The following is a 14,999-nucleotide window of genomic DNA, read 5'->3' on the forward strand; positions in this document are numbered from 1 at the left end:
GTTGTAAGGTATACAAAGGGATGTCTTTTTTATATAGTTATATTATGGAGAATTTTAAATTATCAAATAAATGTTATTGCTAGACTATTAGGGATGGTTGAGGGGGAGTTATGAATGAAGGATGTACAGCATAGTAAACTTCGAGAGGTCATTGAAAACATAGAGAAAGTAATGATTGGAAAAAGAGAGGTAGCGGAGTTAAGTATTGTAGCCTTATTGTCTGGTGGGCATGTTTTACTAGAGGATGTGCCTGGGGTTGGAAAGACGATGATGGTACGGGCGTTGGCGAAGTCTGTTGGTGCTTCTTTTAAGCGTATTCAATTTACACCAGATTTACTACCATCTGATGTAATTGGTGTTTCTATTTATAACCCGAAAGAATTAGAGTTTGAGTTTCGACCGGGTCCTATTATGGGAAATATTGTGCTTGCAGATGAGATTAACCGAACGTCACCTAAAACACAGTCGGCATTGCTTGAGGGAATGGAAGAGAAAAATGTGACGATTGACGGGGTGACAAGAAAGATAGGGTCGCCGTTTTTTGTAATGGCGACGCAAAATCCAATTGAATATGAGGGGACGTATCCACTGCCTGAGGCTCAGTTAGACCGTTTTTTACTCAAGATGAAGATGGGGTATCCGAGTATACAAGAAGAAATGGAAGTGTTAGATCGAGCGCAAAAAACACCTCCAATTGAAGACTTAGATTCTGTGATGACAGTGGATGAATTAATCGAGCTTCAAGAACAAGTGAAGGAAATCCATGTAGATAACACAATTAAGAAGTATATAGTCGAAATTGCGATGCGATCACGTCAGCATGCGAGTGTTTATTTAGGTGCCAGCCCGCGTGGGTCGATTGCTTTGATGAAGGCGTGTCAATCGTTTGCCCTTTTGTATGGTCGTAGCTATGTGATTCCTGATGATGTTCAATATTTAGCGCCTTTTGTATTTTCACACCGAATTATTTTAAAGCCTGAAGCGCGTTATGAGGGGATATCAGCTGAAGAGATTATTGAGCGAATTATTACGCGTATTCCTGTGCCTGTACAGAAGGTTGTGAGGTAAATGAGAAAAAAGTTTCAATGGGTAAAAGTAGTAGGGAAATTACTATTCATGCTTTTGCTATTAGCGATTACATTTTCTTATGCTATGTTTCAAGGGGGATTTGTTAGTTGGTTTTTATTTTATAGTTTTATTCCCTTTGCGCTATATGCGGTTACCCTTTTTTTCTATCCTCTTGGGGAGTTTAGAGTTGAGCGGAAACTACAAACAAGAGCGTTAAAAGCAGGCGAGCCGTTAACCGTTACAATCACGATAAAAAGAAGTGTGCCGATTCCTTTATTTTATTTAATGGTTGAGGACCTTGTAACTCCGACATTGTTTCTAAATGCTTCTTCTACTGTAGGAAAAAGTATTATTTACCCGTGGTTTAAGCGAGAAATTCGTCTCGATTATACGGTAGATAACCTCCCACGGGGGGAACATGTCTTCTCAGCTGTTAGGGTAGGTACAGGTGATGTATTTGGTTTATTTACGAAAGAACGAACAATTCCTTTAGCAGAAGAGGTTCTTGTTTATCCATCATACGTAGAAATGAATTATCGCCCTCTTGAAAATCAGTTTGATCAAGGTACGGCTACGTCTGAATTGAAAATTCAAAAAGATACAACGATGGCTACTGGTCTCAGAGAGTACCAAGCAGGGGATCGTTTTTCATGGATTCATTGGAAGTCGTTTGCCCGGATGAATGAGTTGAAGACGAAGGAGTTTGAAGAAAGGCAATCGAATGATGTTTTAATTTTATTAGATCGTACACCATCAGCTAATTTTGAGCAGATGATTACGTTTACTGCTTCCGTCGTTCGAGCTGTCCTAAAAAAAGGTGCTCAAATTGGATTACTTTCGTTCGGAAAAAGCTTTTATTCTTCTCCTATTCGAGATGGACAAGAGCAAATGCAACAGCTGTATTTTCATTTAGCGAAGGTAAAGGACGATAGCTCCTCTTCTCTTGGAAAAATATTAGAAGGGGCCGGAATTAACTATCAACAATCAGCTACCATGTTTATGGTGACGTCAACGCTTAGTAAGGGGTCTATCTATGCCCTTCAACATTATGCGAAAAATAATCCTGCTGTGGTGATTTTCTTAGTGAAACGTATGAAAGAAGAGTTAACAGTTGAGGAAAAAAGCTTACAAGCTCTAGCTGCATCAAGGGGGATGGTTGTAAAAGTTTGTCGTGAAGGAGAATTTAGGACAACCTTTACGGAGGTGAAGAGAGCGTGAATGAGTACGTACAAAAGAACTGGAAGCAAGTAGTTTTCCTGTTTATTGGATTTGTTTTTATAGGGGAATGGCTACGTCCATTGGAAGTAGTGACAGATACAGGGGATATTTTCTACTTTTTAGTATTCGTATTAGTATCGTTCGTTCTTTTATATTTTCATATTAATCGTTGGCTATCCTATACGATTAAATTATTGATTATCTTATTTAGTATAAATCGTATCCATTTTGATATTCCTATTATTCAGTTTGAATGGGTGGGGATGTTCCTAAATGACATTATAGTAGGCACGGGAAGGCTAGTGAGTCAGGAGTGGATGTTACTTCCGAATCCGTTTCGAACGATTCTCTTTTTTACGCTATTATGGATAATGACGTATTTAGTTCACTATTGGTTGAATGTTAAAAAAAGCATGTTTCTTTTTTTTATTTTGACACTAGTGTATATTACGGTGCTCGATACGTTTACTGAATATGATGCAAAAATATCAATGGTTCGGACCATTATCCTTGGCTTTTTGTTATTAGGAATATTGGCATTTGAAAAACTTGCGGTTAAAGAGAATATTCAAGCTTCCGCACAAGTTTTCCAGCGGTGGATTATTCCGTTAGTGGTCATTGTTTCGATTACTTCCTTGTTTGCATACGCAGCCCCAAAGGCTGAGCAACCGAAATGGCCCGATCCCGTTCCTTTTTTTAAGAGTTTAAACCCGAACAGCGGTAGCGGTTTAGGTGGTGTGAAAAAAGCAGGATATGGGGAAGATGATTCTCAATTAGGTGGTCCATATATTGGAGATGCCACCATTGTTTATGAGACTGAGGTGCAAGAAAAGCATTATTGGAAAATAGAAACAAAGGAATACTATACTGGAAAGGGCTGGATTACAAAAACCGATCAAACAAATACGCAAGAATTAGAAGATGGAATATCACCATTGCCTCCAGACCCGACCAAACCATCGGTAACGGAATCAGTAAGAGGGTTAACTAATTTTTACCCGCATGTTGCGTACCCATACGGCTTTGAACGAGTCACCTTCGATTCTAAGCCAAACTATCAAGTAGATTATCATCCATATACAGAAAAGCTACGTCCACTTGCAAAGGGAGAGCCGGTTAGTATTACGAATTATACAGTTCAGTATCGAAAGCCCGTTTATAGAATTGATAAAATGGAAAATATCACTAGCATTGAGGATGTTAATGATATGGAAGAATTAAGCGAAAGTGAAGTAATAGAAGCTAAAAGTATATATGAGGTCTATACACAACTTCCTGCTCTTTTGCCTGACCGTGTAAAGGAATTAGCAGAAGAAATAACAGAAGAATCAAGCAACTGGTATGAGATGACAAAAGAGGTAGAACAGTATTTTGACAATAATGGGTTTGTGTATGAAGAGACAGACGTACTTACACCGGGTGATGAGGAGGATTATGTTGATCAGTTTTTATTCGAGTCACAACAAGGGTACTGTGATAACTTTTCAAGCTCAATGGTTGTGTTGCTCCGCTCCGTTGGTGTACCTGCTCGGTGGGTAAAAGGATTTACAGGCGGTGAGTTTGTAAAAAATTTAGAGGAAGGGAAAAGTCAATTCAATGTAACGAATAATAATGCCCATTCATGGGTTGAAGTGTATTTCCCTGGGGTAGGATGGGTTCCATTTGAACCGACAATAGGGTTTGATAATAATGTAAGCTATCAGAAAATAACGGAAACGAGAAATATAGACAGTGAAGATACAGCTACTGAAGCATCTGCTCCTGTAGATCAACAAGATGTTCAAAGAAATCAAATTTTACCAGATGAAGACGTTGGAGGGGAAGAATCTGTAACGGACGAAACAGTGGTAACAAAAATAAAAAATTATATTTTGAATAACTGGTTTAAACTGTTTGTGCTGCTGACGGTTGTGAGTGGAACGATTGTTTATATATTTGTAAAAAGAAGCAGATGGATCCCATATTTATTATTAATCAGGTATAAATTTAGAAAGCAGGATTTATCAAAAGCGTATATCGCGCTGCTTAAACAATTTGAACGATTTGGGTTAAAAATGGAAGAAGGACAAACGTTACGTGAATATGCTCACTATATTGATTCATTTTTTGGAACAAGAGAGATGACGACCCTCACAAGGGAATACGAAAAACAATTATATGGAAACAGTGAGGAAGCTAATTGGATTGAAATGAGAGAATTATGGGAAAATTTAATTAAAAGAACAACGGGTTGACCAAGCTAGCTACAAGGTTTAAAATAAGACAAATTCAAAAAGAACTAAACCTTCGTATATCCTCGATAATATGGATCGAGAGTCTCTACCGGATCACCGTAAATGGTCTGACTATGAAGGCAGTATTCTTGTAGCTTGTTAGAAGTAAACTAGAATTCTGCCTTTATTTTGTTAAAGGCGAGGATTCTAGTTTTTTATTTTTATAGTCAATTTATTAAAAAGTTTCGTTAAGAAGTAATTGTTTTTTCTTTACGGAGTGGGTCAAACTAGGTTTGACGTTATGTAACAGGATACCGAGTTGTAGGTTCAAGATAAACGCTGTTTTGTCTACTTCAGTTTGATGATCAAACTTAAACAACGTTTGCTTTCTAATGAATATCGAATACTTTATATGGGGTGAGTAGTGTGACAGGTAAAGCAGAACTTCAGCAAAAGGAAATGGTAGTCGTATTAGATTTTGGCAGTCAGTATAATCAATTAATTACAAGAAGAATTAGGGAAATGGGGGTTTATAGTGAATTACACCCACATACCATTACAGCAGCAGAAATTAAGGAAATGAATCCAGCAGGAATTATTTTTTCTGGCGGTCCGAATTCTGTCTACGGAGAAAATGCCTTTTCTTGTGATGAGGAAATCTTTGAACTTGGAATACCGATTCTAGGGATTTGCTATGGGATGCAGCTGATGACTGTACATTTTGGCGGTAAAGTTGAAAGAGCTACACATAGAGAATATGGGAAAGCAACAATGGAAATGACCGAACCGTCCGCTTTATTTAAAGAGCTTCCAAATGAACAAGTCGTATGGATGAGCCATGGAGACCTTGTTGTGGAAGCACCAGCTGGTTTTACGATAAATGGAACAAGTCCATCTTGCCCGATTGCGTCCATGAGTGATGAAACTCGTAAGCTATATGCTGTTCAATTTCACCCAGAAGTTCGTCATTCAGTATATGGAAACGAAGTCATCAAAAACTTTGTGTTTGAAGTGTGCCAGTGTCTAGGTAACTGGTCAATGGAAAACTTTATTGAAGTGGAAATGGAAAAAATACGCGCAACTGTCGGGGATAAAAAAGTGTTATGTGCCTTAAGTGGCGGTGTTGATTCATCCGTAGTAGCGGTTCTAATTCACAAAGCAATAGGGGACCAATTAACTTGTATTTTTGTTGACCACGGTCTTCTTCGTAAAGGTGAAGCAGAAGATGTGATGAACACTTTCTCTAAAGGGTTTAATATGAACGTGATCAAAGTCGACGCGAAAGATCGTTTCCTTCAAAAGTTAGAAGGTGTATCTGACCCTGAACAAAAGCGTAAAATTATTGGGAATGAATTTATCTATGTTTTTGATGACGAATCAGCAAAATTAGAGGGAATTGACTTTTTAGCACAAGGAACGTTGTATACAGATATTATTGAAAGTGGTACAGCAACTGCCCAAACAATTAAGTCCCACCATAATGTCGGCGGCTTACCTGAAGATATGGCATTTCAATTAATTGAGCCATTAAATACACTTTTTAAAGATGAAGTTCGTGCATTAGGAACAGAGTTAGGTATCCCAGATGACATCGTATGGCGTCAACCGTTCCCAGGACCAGGGTTAGGGATTCGAGTACTTGGAGCCATTAGTGAAGATAAGTTAGAGATTGTTCGTGAATCTGATGCGATTTTGCGTGAGGAAATTAAAAAAGCAGGATTAGACCGTGATATTTGGCAATACTTCACTGTCCTCCCTGATATTCGCAGTGTTGGTGTGATGGGAGATGAAAGAACGTATGATTACACAATTGGTATTCGGGCTGTTACATCAATTGATGGCATGACTTCTGACTGGGCACGAATCCCTTGGGAAGTACTTGAAGTTATTTCGACTCGAATTGTGAATGAAGTCGATCACATTAATCGTGTCGTGTATGACATTACGAGTAAGCCACCTGCGACAATCGAGTGGGAATAACGAACGATAAAATAAGAATAATAAAAAATGTTCGTGTTTTTCTTGACGCTCTGCTATTATCCTGATAAGATAATAAGTGAATTTGATAGATTACGTCGTATAATCTCGGGAATAAGGCCCGAAAGTTTCTACCGAGCTACCGTAAATAGCTTGACTACGAGGTAATGGAACGAATAGAGAGTGAACACGCATTTATGATATTTATTATTCTCTTTCTCTATTTTTCCATCACCTAAAGTCAACGCTTTGAGCCGGTAGGTTCAAAGCGTTTTTTATTGCGACGATAAATTGGAGGAAGTATAATGAAAAAGTTTTTTCAGTTTGAAGAACTAGGGACGAATTATCGCCGTGAGTTTATCGGTGGATTAACAACCTTTTTATCGATGGCCTATATTTTAGTCGTCAATCCGTTGACACTTTCGCTTCAATCTATACCAGATTTACCAGATGCAATGAGAATGGATTACGGAGCGGTGTTCGTTGCAACGGCTTTAGCCGCTGCGATTGGTTCGTTGATTATGGGATTATTGGCAAAATATCCAATTGCACTAGCACCAGGAATGGGGCTGAATGCTTTCTTTGCTTATACAGTGATCTTAACAATGGGGATCTCGTGGCAATCAGCCTTAACAGGAGTACTTGTATCAGGACTAATCTTTATCGTGCTAACCGTTTCAGGGATTCGAGAGAAGATTATTAATGCTATACCAGCTGAATTAAAATATGCGGTTGGAGCAGGTATTGGATTATTCATTACTTTTATCGGTCTTCAAAATGCTAATATTATTGTCAATAATGATGCTGTATTAGTAGGGATTGGTGATTTGACAAATAGCTCAACATTATTAGCTATTTTCGGAATTATCGTTACAGTTATGTTTATGACAAGAGGTATAAAAGGTGGCGTTTTCTTTGGAATCGTCGTTACGGCAGTGGCAGGGATGTTAGTTGGTGTTGTTGATACACCAGAAAAAGTCGTAGATTCTGTTCCTAGTTTAGAGCCAACTTTTGGCGCAGCGTTAGAACCGTTATTTAATGATCCAGCTAGTTTATTCACCGTTCAAATGCTTGTAGTCGTTTTAACATTCCTTTTTGTTGATTTCTTTGACACGGCGGGAACACTCGTTGCTGTCGCGAATCAGGCAAATTTACTAAAGGACAATAAATTACCTCGTGCCGGAAAAGCATTATTAGCAGATTCAAGTGCAACAGTAGTAGGGGCGATTTTAGGTACGTCAACTACAACCTCTTATATTGAATCATCAGCAGGGGTGGCAGCAGGGGCTCGTTCAGGGTTTGCATCCGTTGTAACCGCAGGATTTTTTCTTTTATCACTTTTCTTTTTCCCGTTACTAGAAGTGATTACAGCAGCTGTGACAGCGCCCGCTTTAATTATTGTTGGTGTACTAATGGTATCGTCGCTCGGGAAGATCGATTGGAATAAGTTCGAGGTGGCGGTTCCCGCTTTCTTAACGATTATTGCCATGCCGTTAACGTATAGTATTGCAACAGGAATTGCGATTGGTTTTATTTTCTATCCTATTACGATGATTATGAAAGGACGAATGAAAGATATTCATCCGATCATGTATTTCATGTTTATCATTTTTGTCCTGTACTTTATCTTTTTAGTGTAAAATATTCCAATTAAGCACCTCTCGAAATTGAGAGGTGTTTTTTTGGTAGTCTTTTAGTACAATGAAAATACATATTTGGACGAAACAGAAAGTGGAAAGTTAGGAGAAAATGATGGAAAACTATAAAGTGAAGAAGGTTTTGAATAATAATGTCCTGATTGGTGTCCATCCCCAGTACGAAGAAGTCGTTCTAATCGGAAAAGGCATTGGCTTTAATCAAAAAGTGGGCAATAATATTCATGGTGAAACGGTCGAAAAAACCTTCGTGTTAAAAAATGAAACAGAGCAAGAACAATATAAAAAACTCCTTCCTTATTTAGATGAAGAAATGCTACATGTCATTATTTCCGCAATTGAATTGATTCGAGAACGAACAAATACGTTTTTAAATGAACATATCCATGTTGCGTTAACCGATCATATTTTATTTGCTATTCATCGCCTAATGAGAGGGCTTGCTATTAACAACCCTTTTTTAATGGAAACGAAAGTACTCTATCCTTTTGAATATGAAATTGCTCGTGAAGTCATCGAGCTCATTAATGAATTGGCTTCCGTCCAACTTCCAGAAGGAGAAATTGGATTTATTGCGCTTCATATTCATAGTGCGATGGTCGATAAAAAAATATCCGAAGTGAATCAGCATTCTCAGCTAGTATCAAGCCTAATAGATAGAATTGAAGAGCAATTTAAAATTAAGCTTGATAAGGAGAGTGTTGATTATTTGCGGTTAGTTCGGCACCTACGGTATACGATTGAACGGGTGGTGAGAGGGGAGAAGGTAGAGGAGCCAGAAAAAATTGAAAAGTTATTGAAAAAAGAGTATCCTCTGTGCTATAATCTCTCATGGAAGCTCATCAAAATGATGCAGCAAACGCTGAAAAAAACTGTATATGATGCAGAAGCCGTTTATTTAACTATGCATCTGCAGCGTATTCAAAAGAAAATTAAATAGTTCTTATCATTCTTTATGTGTTACTGATTCGATCAGGCATGAGTAAAGTTGATTATGAATTTGGTATATTGGGGTATGCTACCTCTATGACCATTTTTGTATCTTCTTTGCCCATGTCTTTTTTGCGTTTATGCATCGTTTTATAACTTCTAACCTAATAAAGGGAGGAAACTCACATGTTTAAAAATGCATTTGGTGTTTTACAAAAAGTCGGTAAAGCGCTTATGCTTCCGGTAGCGATTTTACCAGCAGCTGGTATTTTGCTAGCACTTGGGGCAGCGCTTCAAAATCCAACGCTGATTCAATTTGCTCCATTCCTTGAAGCAGATTGGATTGTCATGGTTTCTAGCGTAATGAAAGAAGCCGGTGGTATTATCTTTGGAAACTTAGCTCTTCTATTTGCCGTTGGGGTTGCTGTTGGACTAGCTGGTGGAGAAGGAGTTGCTGGTTTAGCAGCGATTGTCGGTTTCTTAATTATGAATGTAACGATGGGAACCGTATTAGGACTTGGTATTGGGGATGTAACGGGTGAAGGTGTCGATCCAGCCTATGCTCTAGTATTGGGAATTCCTACCTTACAAACCGGAGTGTTCGGTGGTATCATCATTGGTATTTTAGCGGCAACGATGTATAACAAATACTATAAAATCGAATTGCCTTCTTACTTAGGCTTCTTTGCAGGAAAGCGTTTCGTACCAATTGTTACAGCTGTTTTCGCTTTAATCTTAGGGTTAGCAATGCTAATCATATGGCCACCTGTACAAAATGGGTTAAATACATTCTCTAACTTTATGTTAGGTGAAAATCGTGTGTTCGCAGCATTCGTTTTCGGTGTGATTGAGCGTGCGTTAATTCCGTTCGGTCTTCACCATATTTTCTATGCGCCTTTCTGGTTTGAGTTTGGTTCATATACAACGTTAGCTGGAGATGTGGTGCGTGGTGACCAGACGATCTTCATGAAGCAAATTGAAGACGGTGTACAAAACCTAACAGCTGGTACGTTCATGACAGGTAAATTCCCGTTCATGATGTTTGGTTTACCAGCAGCAGCATTAGCGATTTATCATGAAGCTCGTCCTGAACGTAAAGTTATTGTTGCAGGAATTATGGGTTCTGCAGCGTTAACTTCTTTCTTAACAGGGATTACTGAGCCGATTGAGTTCTCATTCTTATTCGTAGCGCCAGCATTATTTGCTATACACACAATCTTTGCCGGACTTTCGTTTATGACGATGCACTTATTAGATGTTAAAATCGGAATGACGTTCTCTGGTGGTTTGATTGACTATATTCTATTTGGATTGATTAACCCGCAAACAAATGCGTGGCTAGTTATTCCAGTTGGTTTAGTATTTGCTGTCATTTACTACTTCGGTTTCCGCTTTGCAATCCGTAAATTCAATTTAATGACTCCAGGTCGTGAGGAAGAGGAAATTGAAGAAGGTGAAAGTGTAGAAGCTTCCGAATTAGCTCATGAAGTATTAGACGCAATGGGTGGAAAAGAAAACATTGCTCACTTAGATGCATGTATTACTCGACTACGTGTTTCTGTTAACGATGCGAAGAACGTTGATAAAAACCGACTTAAGCAACTCGGTGCTTCTGGTGTATTAGAGGTAGGAGATAACATTCAAGCTATTTTTGGACCGAAATCAGATACACTGAAATCTCAAATGCAAGATGTTATGAATGGGAAATCTCCTCGTCCTGCAAAAACCAATGCAGAGGCAGAAGTGAAGCAACAAGTTGAGGAAGTAACACCAAAAGCCATTCGTAATGAAGAAGCGTTAAAAAATGAAAAAATCATTTCTCCTATTAAAGGGGAATTAAAACCGATTACAGAAGTACCTGACCAAGTGTTCTCAGGTAAAATGATGGGTGACGGATTTGCTATTGTTCCTTCTGAAGGCATGATCGTATCTCCAGTCAACGGTAAAATCGTCAATGTATTCCCGACGAAGCATGCGATTGGAATTGAATCTGATGCTGGCCGCGAAGTTCTTATTCACGTAGGTATTGATACGGTTAAGCTTCAAGGAAAAGGATTTGAAACTCTTGTTCAAGAAGGGGATGTTGTAGAAGCTGGTCAAGCGCTATTGAAAGTGGATCTTGACTATATTAAAAACAACGCACCTTCAATTATGACACCAATTGTCTTCACGAACTTAAAAGAAGGCGAGCAAGTCATTATTGAAAAAGCAGGAGCGGTAGCATTAAAGCAAGCGGATATCATTAGCATCCGATAATAGCAAGAAAGAAAAGCTCACCTCGCGAGGTGAGCTTTTTTGATGGAAATAATTTTTATCTTCATCTCCCGATAACCTTTGTGAAAAATGATCTTTCTAGAGCCATTTGACCATGTCGATGTTTTATTTGTTGTTTCCATTCAAAAGCTAATAGGAGTGATACTCTGGTTATCGTTCATTTTAAAGGTTTTTTGCTTTAGCGCCCTTGATACAAATGGAAAGAGCACTTCCAAAGAGGCAAGAAGCGTTTTCGTCAAACAAACATTATGAATAGGATATTTGTTAAGGAAGTCGTGCTGGACTAACGCCACTTCTCCCAAAAAGAAAGACCCTTCATCTTTCGTCAATAATTGTGTTAATGATTCGAACCCTTCTATTGTTGTGTAAATCACACCTTTCCCAAACTGGAAATCTAAAAAAGGGTGTTCCATGGTAATGGAGCGGATTTTAGCTTTTAACGCCAACCCATGTTTTACTTAGAATGGTGAAATCCCCTTTTGTCGGTAAATTTGGTACGAAAGAATTCCTTTGATAATTCTCCAATTGAGCATGATTCAATTGCTTTCTTGACCAAACTCAATTGTTGTGTCTGTTCCTGGTCCAGTCTAGTGAAGAGTCCAATGGTATTGGTCGTATAATTAATTTGCTTGTTTTGTTACAGTGATAAGATGTTGCCGTCAGCTCCTTATTGGTTCGGGTTTTATAAAAACTTACTTACATAAAGGAGAAGGCATTTTATCTTATCGGGAGATATACTTCTTGCGCCATGCTCTTATGCCTTTTTCGTTCGTTTTCTTGCGAAGTGCGTAGCGGAAATAGGTGCAGAAATAATACGTTTTTGCCCTGCCTGTAATTTGATACCTACGCGAATAAGGAGCTCTGCGTATTGTTCTAGTTGCTGTTAGAATCTTCCCAATCATCTACTCTCCTTTCAACTGAATTTATATCCATCATATTCAACAAGCGGTAGGAGCATTCCTATTTAACATTGCCTATGACAGAGATCTGTTTTCCGCCGTACACATAAATGTTAATAAAATAAAAGTTTTTGAAACTTTTTAATGTTAATTTCACTCTAATGGGAAAGGAGGAAGGATATGAAGCATTTATCATTAATAAAAAAAGCGAAAAAAGGAAATAAAGAGGCATTTGCTGATCTTCTCATTATACATAGTGAACAATTATATCGGACGGCATTCCTTTATGCGGGAAATCGTGAAGACGCGTTGGATATTGTGCAAGAAACTTCTTTTAAAGCATTTCAAGCAGTAGGACAATTGAAAAATCCGCACTATTTTTTAACGTGGCTTATAAAGATCTTAATCAATAGTGCTTATGATTTAAAAAGGAAACAAGGAAATATCATTCCGTTAGATGTTGTAGGAGAACTATCTAGCGATTTACAGGGAAGTTATGTTGACTATATTGATTTAGCTGATGCGATCCGCTCCCTACGAAGTACGTATCGAGACGCTGTTATTTTATTTTATTTTCACGACTTCCCGATTAAGGAAATCGCAAGCGTCATGGAAGTCCCGGAGAATACAGTTAAGACGTATCTTCAAAGAGGGAAAAAAGAATTGAAAAGCCGATTAGAAGGGGTGGGAAAGCATGGACAAAGAAAAGTTTCAACAAACATATGAGGAGATTCAGGTGCCGGAAGGAGCTGTAAAAAACGCTATTATAGCAGGAGTACAACAAGCGAATGGTGTTTCTGGTTCATCGGGGAAGAGTCGTAAAAATTGGAGAATCATTCTTTCAACAGCTGCAGCTGTTGCTGTTGTTTCGTCTAGCTTTTTTATCCCATCTATCTCAAATGTAATGGCTGGTACCCCAATTATTGGAGGGTTGTATGAGTCGTTTAATGACCGAATTGGTAGAAGCTTAGCTTCACAGCAATTGGTCACAGAGATAAATGAAACTTCTAGCGATAAGGGAGTCGATGTCACGATCAATAGTGCCTATTATGATGGAGCTGTAATGGGAATTAGCTTTACTGTGAAAGGTGAAGTGAAGGAAGAAAACGGTCGAGTGGAAGGCTTTTATAAAATTTTTGATGGAGACGAAGGAGTTTCTGACAGCAAGGAGCTCGTCTATATGGAACCGTCAGGGGATGGATACGTGGGACAGGTGCAAACATATTATCCTGAAATGGATCTACCTGCTGATACGACCTTTCCATTTGAACTGAAGAGAATTGGTGGGAAAGAGGGAAGTTGGAGGTTTGATGTTCCGATTCAGCAGCTACCCTATGAAACAATTGAAGTGAATAAAATGAGTCAGGTAGTAGAGGATGGCGATGTGATGGTACACGTTGATTCATTAATTATAGGGAATGCATCAACGACCATTAATTATACGGCCACGTCACCGCGTGAGGGAAAACACGACCAAGTCAGGTTAGAGCTATATGATGACCAAGGTGAGTCAATCCAAATTTCATCAAGAATTGGTTTAGACTCGATGGAAAAGGATGACAAAATCATCGATAAAGGCAGAGTTATTATCCCCGGTTTATTAGAAGATACAAGTTACTTAAAGATTCTACCGAAAGTAGCAATTTATGAGCCTGACCAGTATGTAAAGGTAACAGCGAGCGCTCCTATTGAAGTTCGATCAAACCGACAGGATCTATCTGTAATGATTGAGCGAATGGATGTGAGAGATAAGGAAGTCGTGATTGACTTTCAACTGAATAAGAGAAACGAAAAAGAAAGAGACTTCTTGTTTTTTAAACAGGTCGCTGATCATGATGTGACATTAGTGAAAAAATCAGAAAAAGACATTTATCAGGAAGTGATGGAACATTCGACTAAAACACTTGATAAGGATGAGCTGAGGTTTAGAAGTTCATTCGATATTAGTGGTATAAATGATTTTAATACAGAGGATTATGTTTTTAGGGTGCATTTATCTTCTTTGAGTTCGAATATTCCTGTTGAATTAGAGAGTGTAATGATAGATTTAAAATAAATTAATGTAGGAGAGGGAGATTTTTACTCTAACGACTTTGTTTCGGTTGAGTGAAATGGAGAATAGTCAGCTTTGACAATTTAGGTTGTGTAGTGTTCTTCACTATGATTTAAGGTGTCGCATCAAATAGGTGCGACATTTTAATCTTTGTAATAGGATGGAGGATGGCATGATTGATCCTGGTGGTTCGATTATTGATTATAATTAAATAATAGTGGATGTATATTTAAAACGTTTCATTTAAATAGATATAGAAAAAATACGGTCAGGATCTGTTTCTTATGACTGGTTAGGAGTTCGCTATTGTTGAATTCAGAGGTTGTTGCTGATCAAGTTAAAATAAAATCTATTAATCTAGTATTTTCTATTGACGACATTATATTGTAGATGTTATTATTGCTAAGTCGTCATTTGAACGAGAGAAAAAATCTTGCGCACGGAAAACTTTTTTAAAAAAGTTGTTGACTTTTAGAAGGTGAGCGTGGTAAGATAAATGAGTCGCCAAAACGACACCAATTGAACTTTGAAAACTGAAAAGACGAAACGTCAACGTTAATTCTAAACGTAAGAACTAAGTTCTTACACGAACATGAGCAAGTCAAACTACTTTTATGGAGAGTTTGATCCTGGCTCAGGACGAACGCTGGCGGCGTGCCTAATACATGCAAGTCGAGCGGATTGATGGGGAGCTTGCTCCCCTGACGTCAGC

General features: G+C 38.3%; 10 protein-coding genes, 1 rRNA gene, 1 pseudogene and 2 riboswitches. Of the genes and pseudogenes, 10 read left to right on the forward strand and 2 right to left on the reverse strand.

The annotated features are described in order from the left end of the window. The first annotated feature begins 114 nt into the window (after nt 1-114). From WAK64_RS20870 to ptsG, 7 genes are all read left to right on the forward strand, one after another. The gene (locus tag WAK64_RS20870) at nt 115-1,068 is read left to right on the forward strand and encodes an AAA family ATPase (protein WP_336588927.1); all 954 of its coding nucleotides are present in this window, start codon (nt 115-117) and stop codon (nt 1,066-1,068) included. Further along, nucleotides 1,069-2,286: a DUF58 domain-containing protein gene (locus WAK64_RS20875; protein ID WP_336588928.1), complete on the forward strand. Its 1,218-nt coding sequence runs from the start codon at nt 1,069-1,071 to the stop codon at nt 2,284-2,286. After that, the gene (locus tag WAK64_RS20880) at nt 2,283-4,520 is read left to right on the forward strand and encodes a transglutaminase domain-containing protein (RefSeq protein WP_336588929.1); all 2,238 of its coding nucleotides are present in this window, start codon (nt 2,283-2,285) and stop codon (nt 4,518-4,520) included. The genes WAK64_RS20875 and WAK64_RS20880 overlap by 4 nt, the downstream gene beginning before the upstream one ends. A gap of 32 nt (nt 4,521-4,552) precedes the next feature. Further along, a riboswitch (purine riboswitch) is annotated at nt 4,553-4,654 on the forward strand. 304 nt (nt 4,655-4,958) lie between these two features. After that, a complete protein-coding gene (gene guaA / locus WAK64_RS20885) occupies nt 4,959-6,479 on the forward strand; it encodes a glutamine-hydrolyzing GMP synthase (protein ID WP_336588936.1) in 1,521 nt (506 codons plus the stop codon). A gap of 75 nt (nt 6,480-6,554) precedes the next feature. Continuing rightward, a riboswitch (purine riboswitch) is annotated at nt 6,555-6,656 on the forward strand. Between the two features lie 125 nt (nt 6,657-6,781). Beyond that, nucleotides 6,782-8,116 carry an NCS2 family permease gene (locus tag WAK64_RS20890; protein WP_336588930.1) on the forward strand — a complete coding sequence of 445 codons (1,335 nt, stop codon included), beginning with the start codon at nt 6,782-6,784 and terminating at the stop codon, nt 8,114-8,116. A gap of 112 nt (nt 8,117-8,228) precedes the next feature. Next, nucleotides 8,229-9,071: a glucose PTS transporter transcription antiterminator GlcT gene (glcT, locus tag WAK64_RS20895; RefSeq protein WP_336588937.1), complete on the forward strand. Its 843-nt coding sequence runs from the start codon at nt 8,229-8,231 to the stop codon at nt 9,069-9,071. A 176-nt stretch (nt 9,072-9,247) separates the two neighbouring features. Further along, nucleotides 9,248-11,317: a glucose-specific PTS transporter subunit IIBC gene (gene ptsG, locus WAK64_RS20900; RefSeq protein ID WP_336588931.1), complete on the forward strand. Its 2,070-nt coding sequence runs from the start codon at nt 9,248-9,250 to the stop codon at nt 11,315-11,317. A 140-nt stretch (nt 11,318-11,457) separates the two neighbouring features. Here the strand turns inward: ptsG and WAK64_RS20905 are convergent, their stop codons facing one another. Beyond that, a complete protein-coding gene (locus WAK64_RS20905; RefSeq protein ID WP_336588932.1) occupies nt 11,458-11,781 on the reverse strand; it encodes an aminopeptidase in 324 nt (107 codons plus the stop codon). Between the two features lie 308 nt (nt 11,782-12,089). Beyond that, nucleotides 12,090-12,206, reverse strand: a pseudogene (locus tag WAK64_RS22530) (hypothetical protein); the annotation flags it as partial. A 208-nt stretch (nt 12,207-12,414) separates the two neighbouring features. Here WAK64_RS22530 and WAK64_RS20910 point away from each other — a divergent pair. From WAK64_RS20910 to WAK64_RS20920, 3 genes are all read left to right on the forward strand, one after another. After that, entirely contained in the window at nt 12,415-12,960 is a 546-nt protein-coding gene (locus WAK64_RS20910) for a sigma-70 family RNA polymerase sigma factor (RefSeq protein WP_336588933.1), read from the forward strand. Next, a complete protein-coding gene (locus WAK64_RS20915) occupies nt 12,929-14,290 on the forward strand; it encodes a DUF4179 domain-containing protein (protein ID WP_336588934.1) in 1,362 nt (453 codons plus the stop codon). The genes WAK64_RS20910 and WAK64_RS20915 overlap by 32 nt, the downstream gene beginning before the upstream one ends. 608 nt (nt 14,291-14,898) lie before the next feature. Then, nucleotides 14,899-14,999: ribosomal RNA gene (locus WAK64_RS20920) — 16S ribosomal RNA — on the forward strand; the annotation flags it as partial.

This window comes from Bacillus spongiae, from assembly GCF_037120725.1.
GTDB classification, from domain to species: Bacteria; Bacillota; Bacilli; order Bacillales; family Bacillaceae_K; genus Bacillus_CI; species Bacillus_CI spongiae.

Excerpts from the sequence above, each read along its gene's own strand:
- WAK64_RS20870 (WP_336588927.1), top strand. The coding sequence starts at position 115 with ATGAAGGATGTACAGCATAGTAAACTTCGAGAGGTCATTGAAAACATA.
- WAK64_RS20875 (WP_336588928.1), top strand. The coding sequence starts at position 1,069 with ATGAGAAAAAAGTTTCAATGGGTAAAAGTAGTAGGGAAATTACTATTC.
- guaA (WP_336588936.1), top strand. The coding sequence starts at position 4,959 with ATGGTAGTCGTATTAGATTTTGGCAGTCAGTATAATCAATTAATTACA.
- WAK64_RS20890 (WP_336588930.1), top strand. The coding sequence starts at position 6,782 with ATGAAAAAGTTTTTTCAGTTTGAAGAACTAGGGACGAATTATCGCCGT.
- glcT (WP_336588937.1), top strand. The coding sequence starts at position 8,229 with ATGGAAAACTATAAAGTGAAGAAGGTTTTGAATAATAATGTCCTGATT.
- ptsG (WP_336588931.1), top strand. The coding sequence starts at position 9,248 with ATGTTTAAAAATGCATTTGGTGTTTTACAAAAAGTCGGTAAAGCGCTT.
- WAK64_RS20910 (WP_336588933.1), top strand. The coding sequence starts at position 12,415 with ATGAAGCATTTATCATTAATAAAAAAAGCGAAAAAAGGAAATAAAGAG.
- WAK64_RS20915 (WP_336588934.1), top strand. The coding sequence starts at position 12,929 with ATGGACAAAGAAAAGTTTCAACAAACATATGAGGAGATTCAGGTGCCG.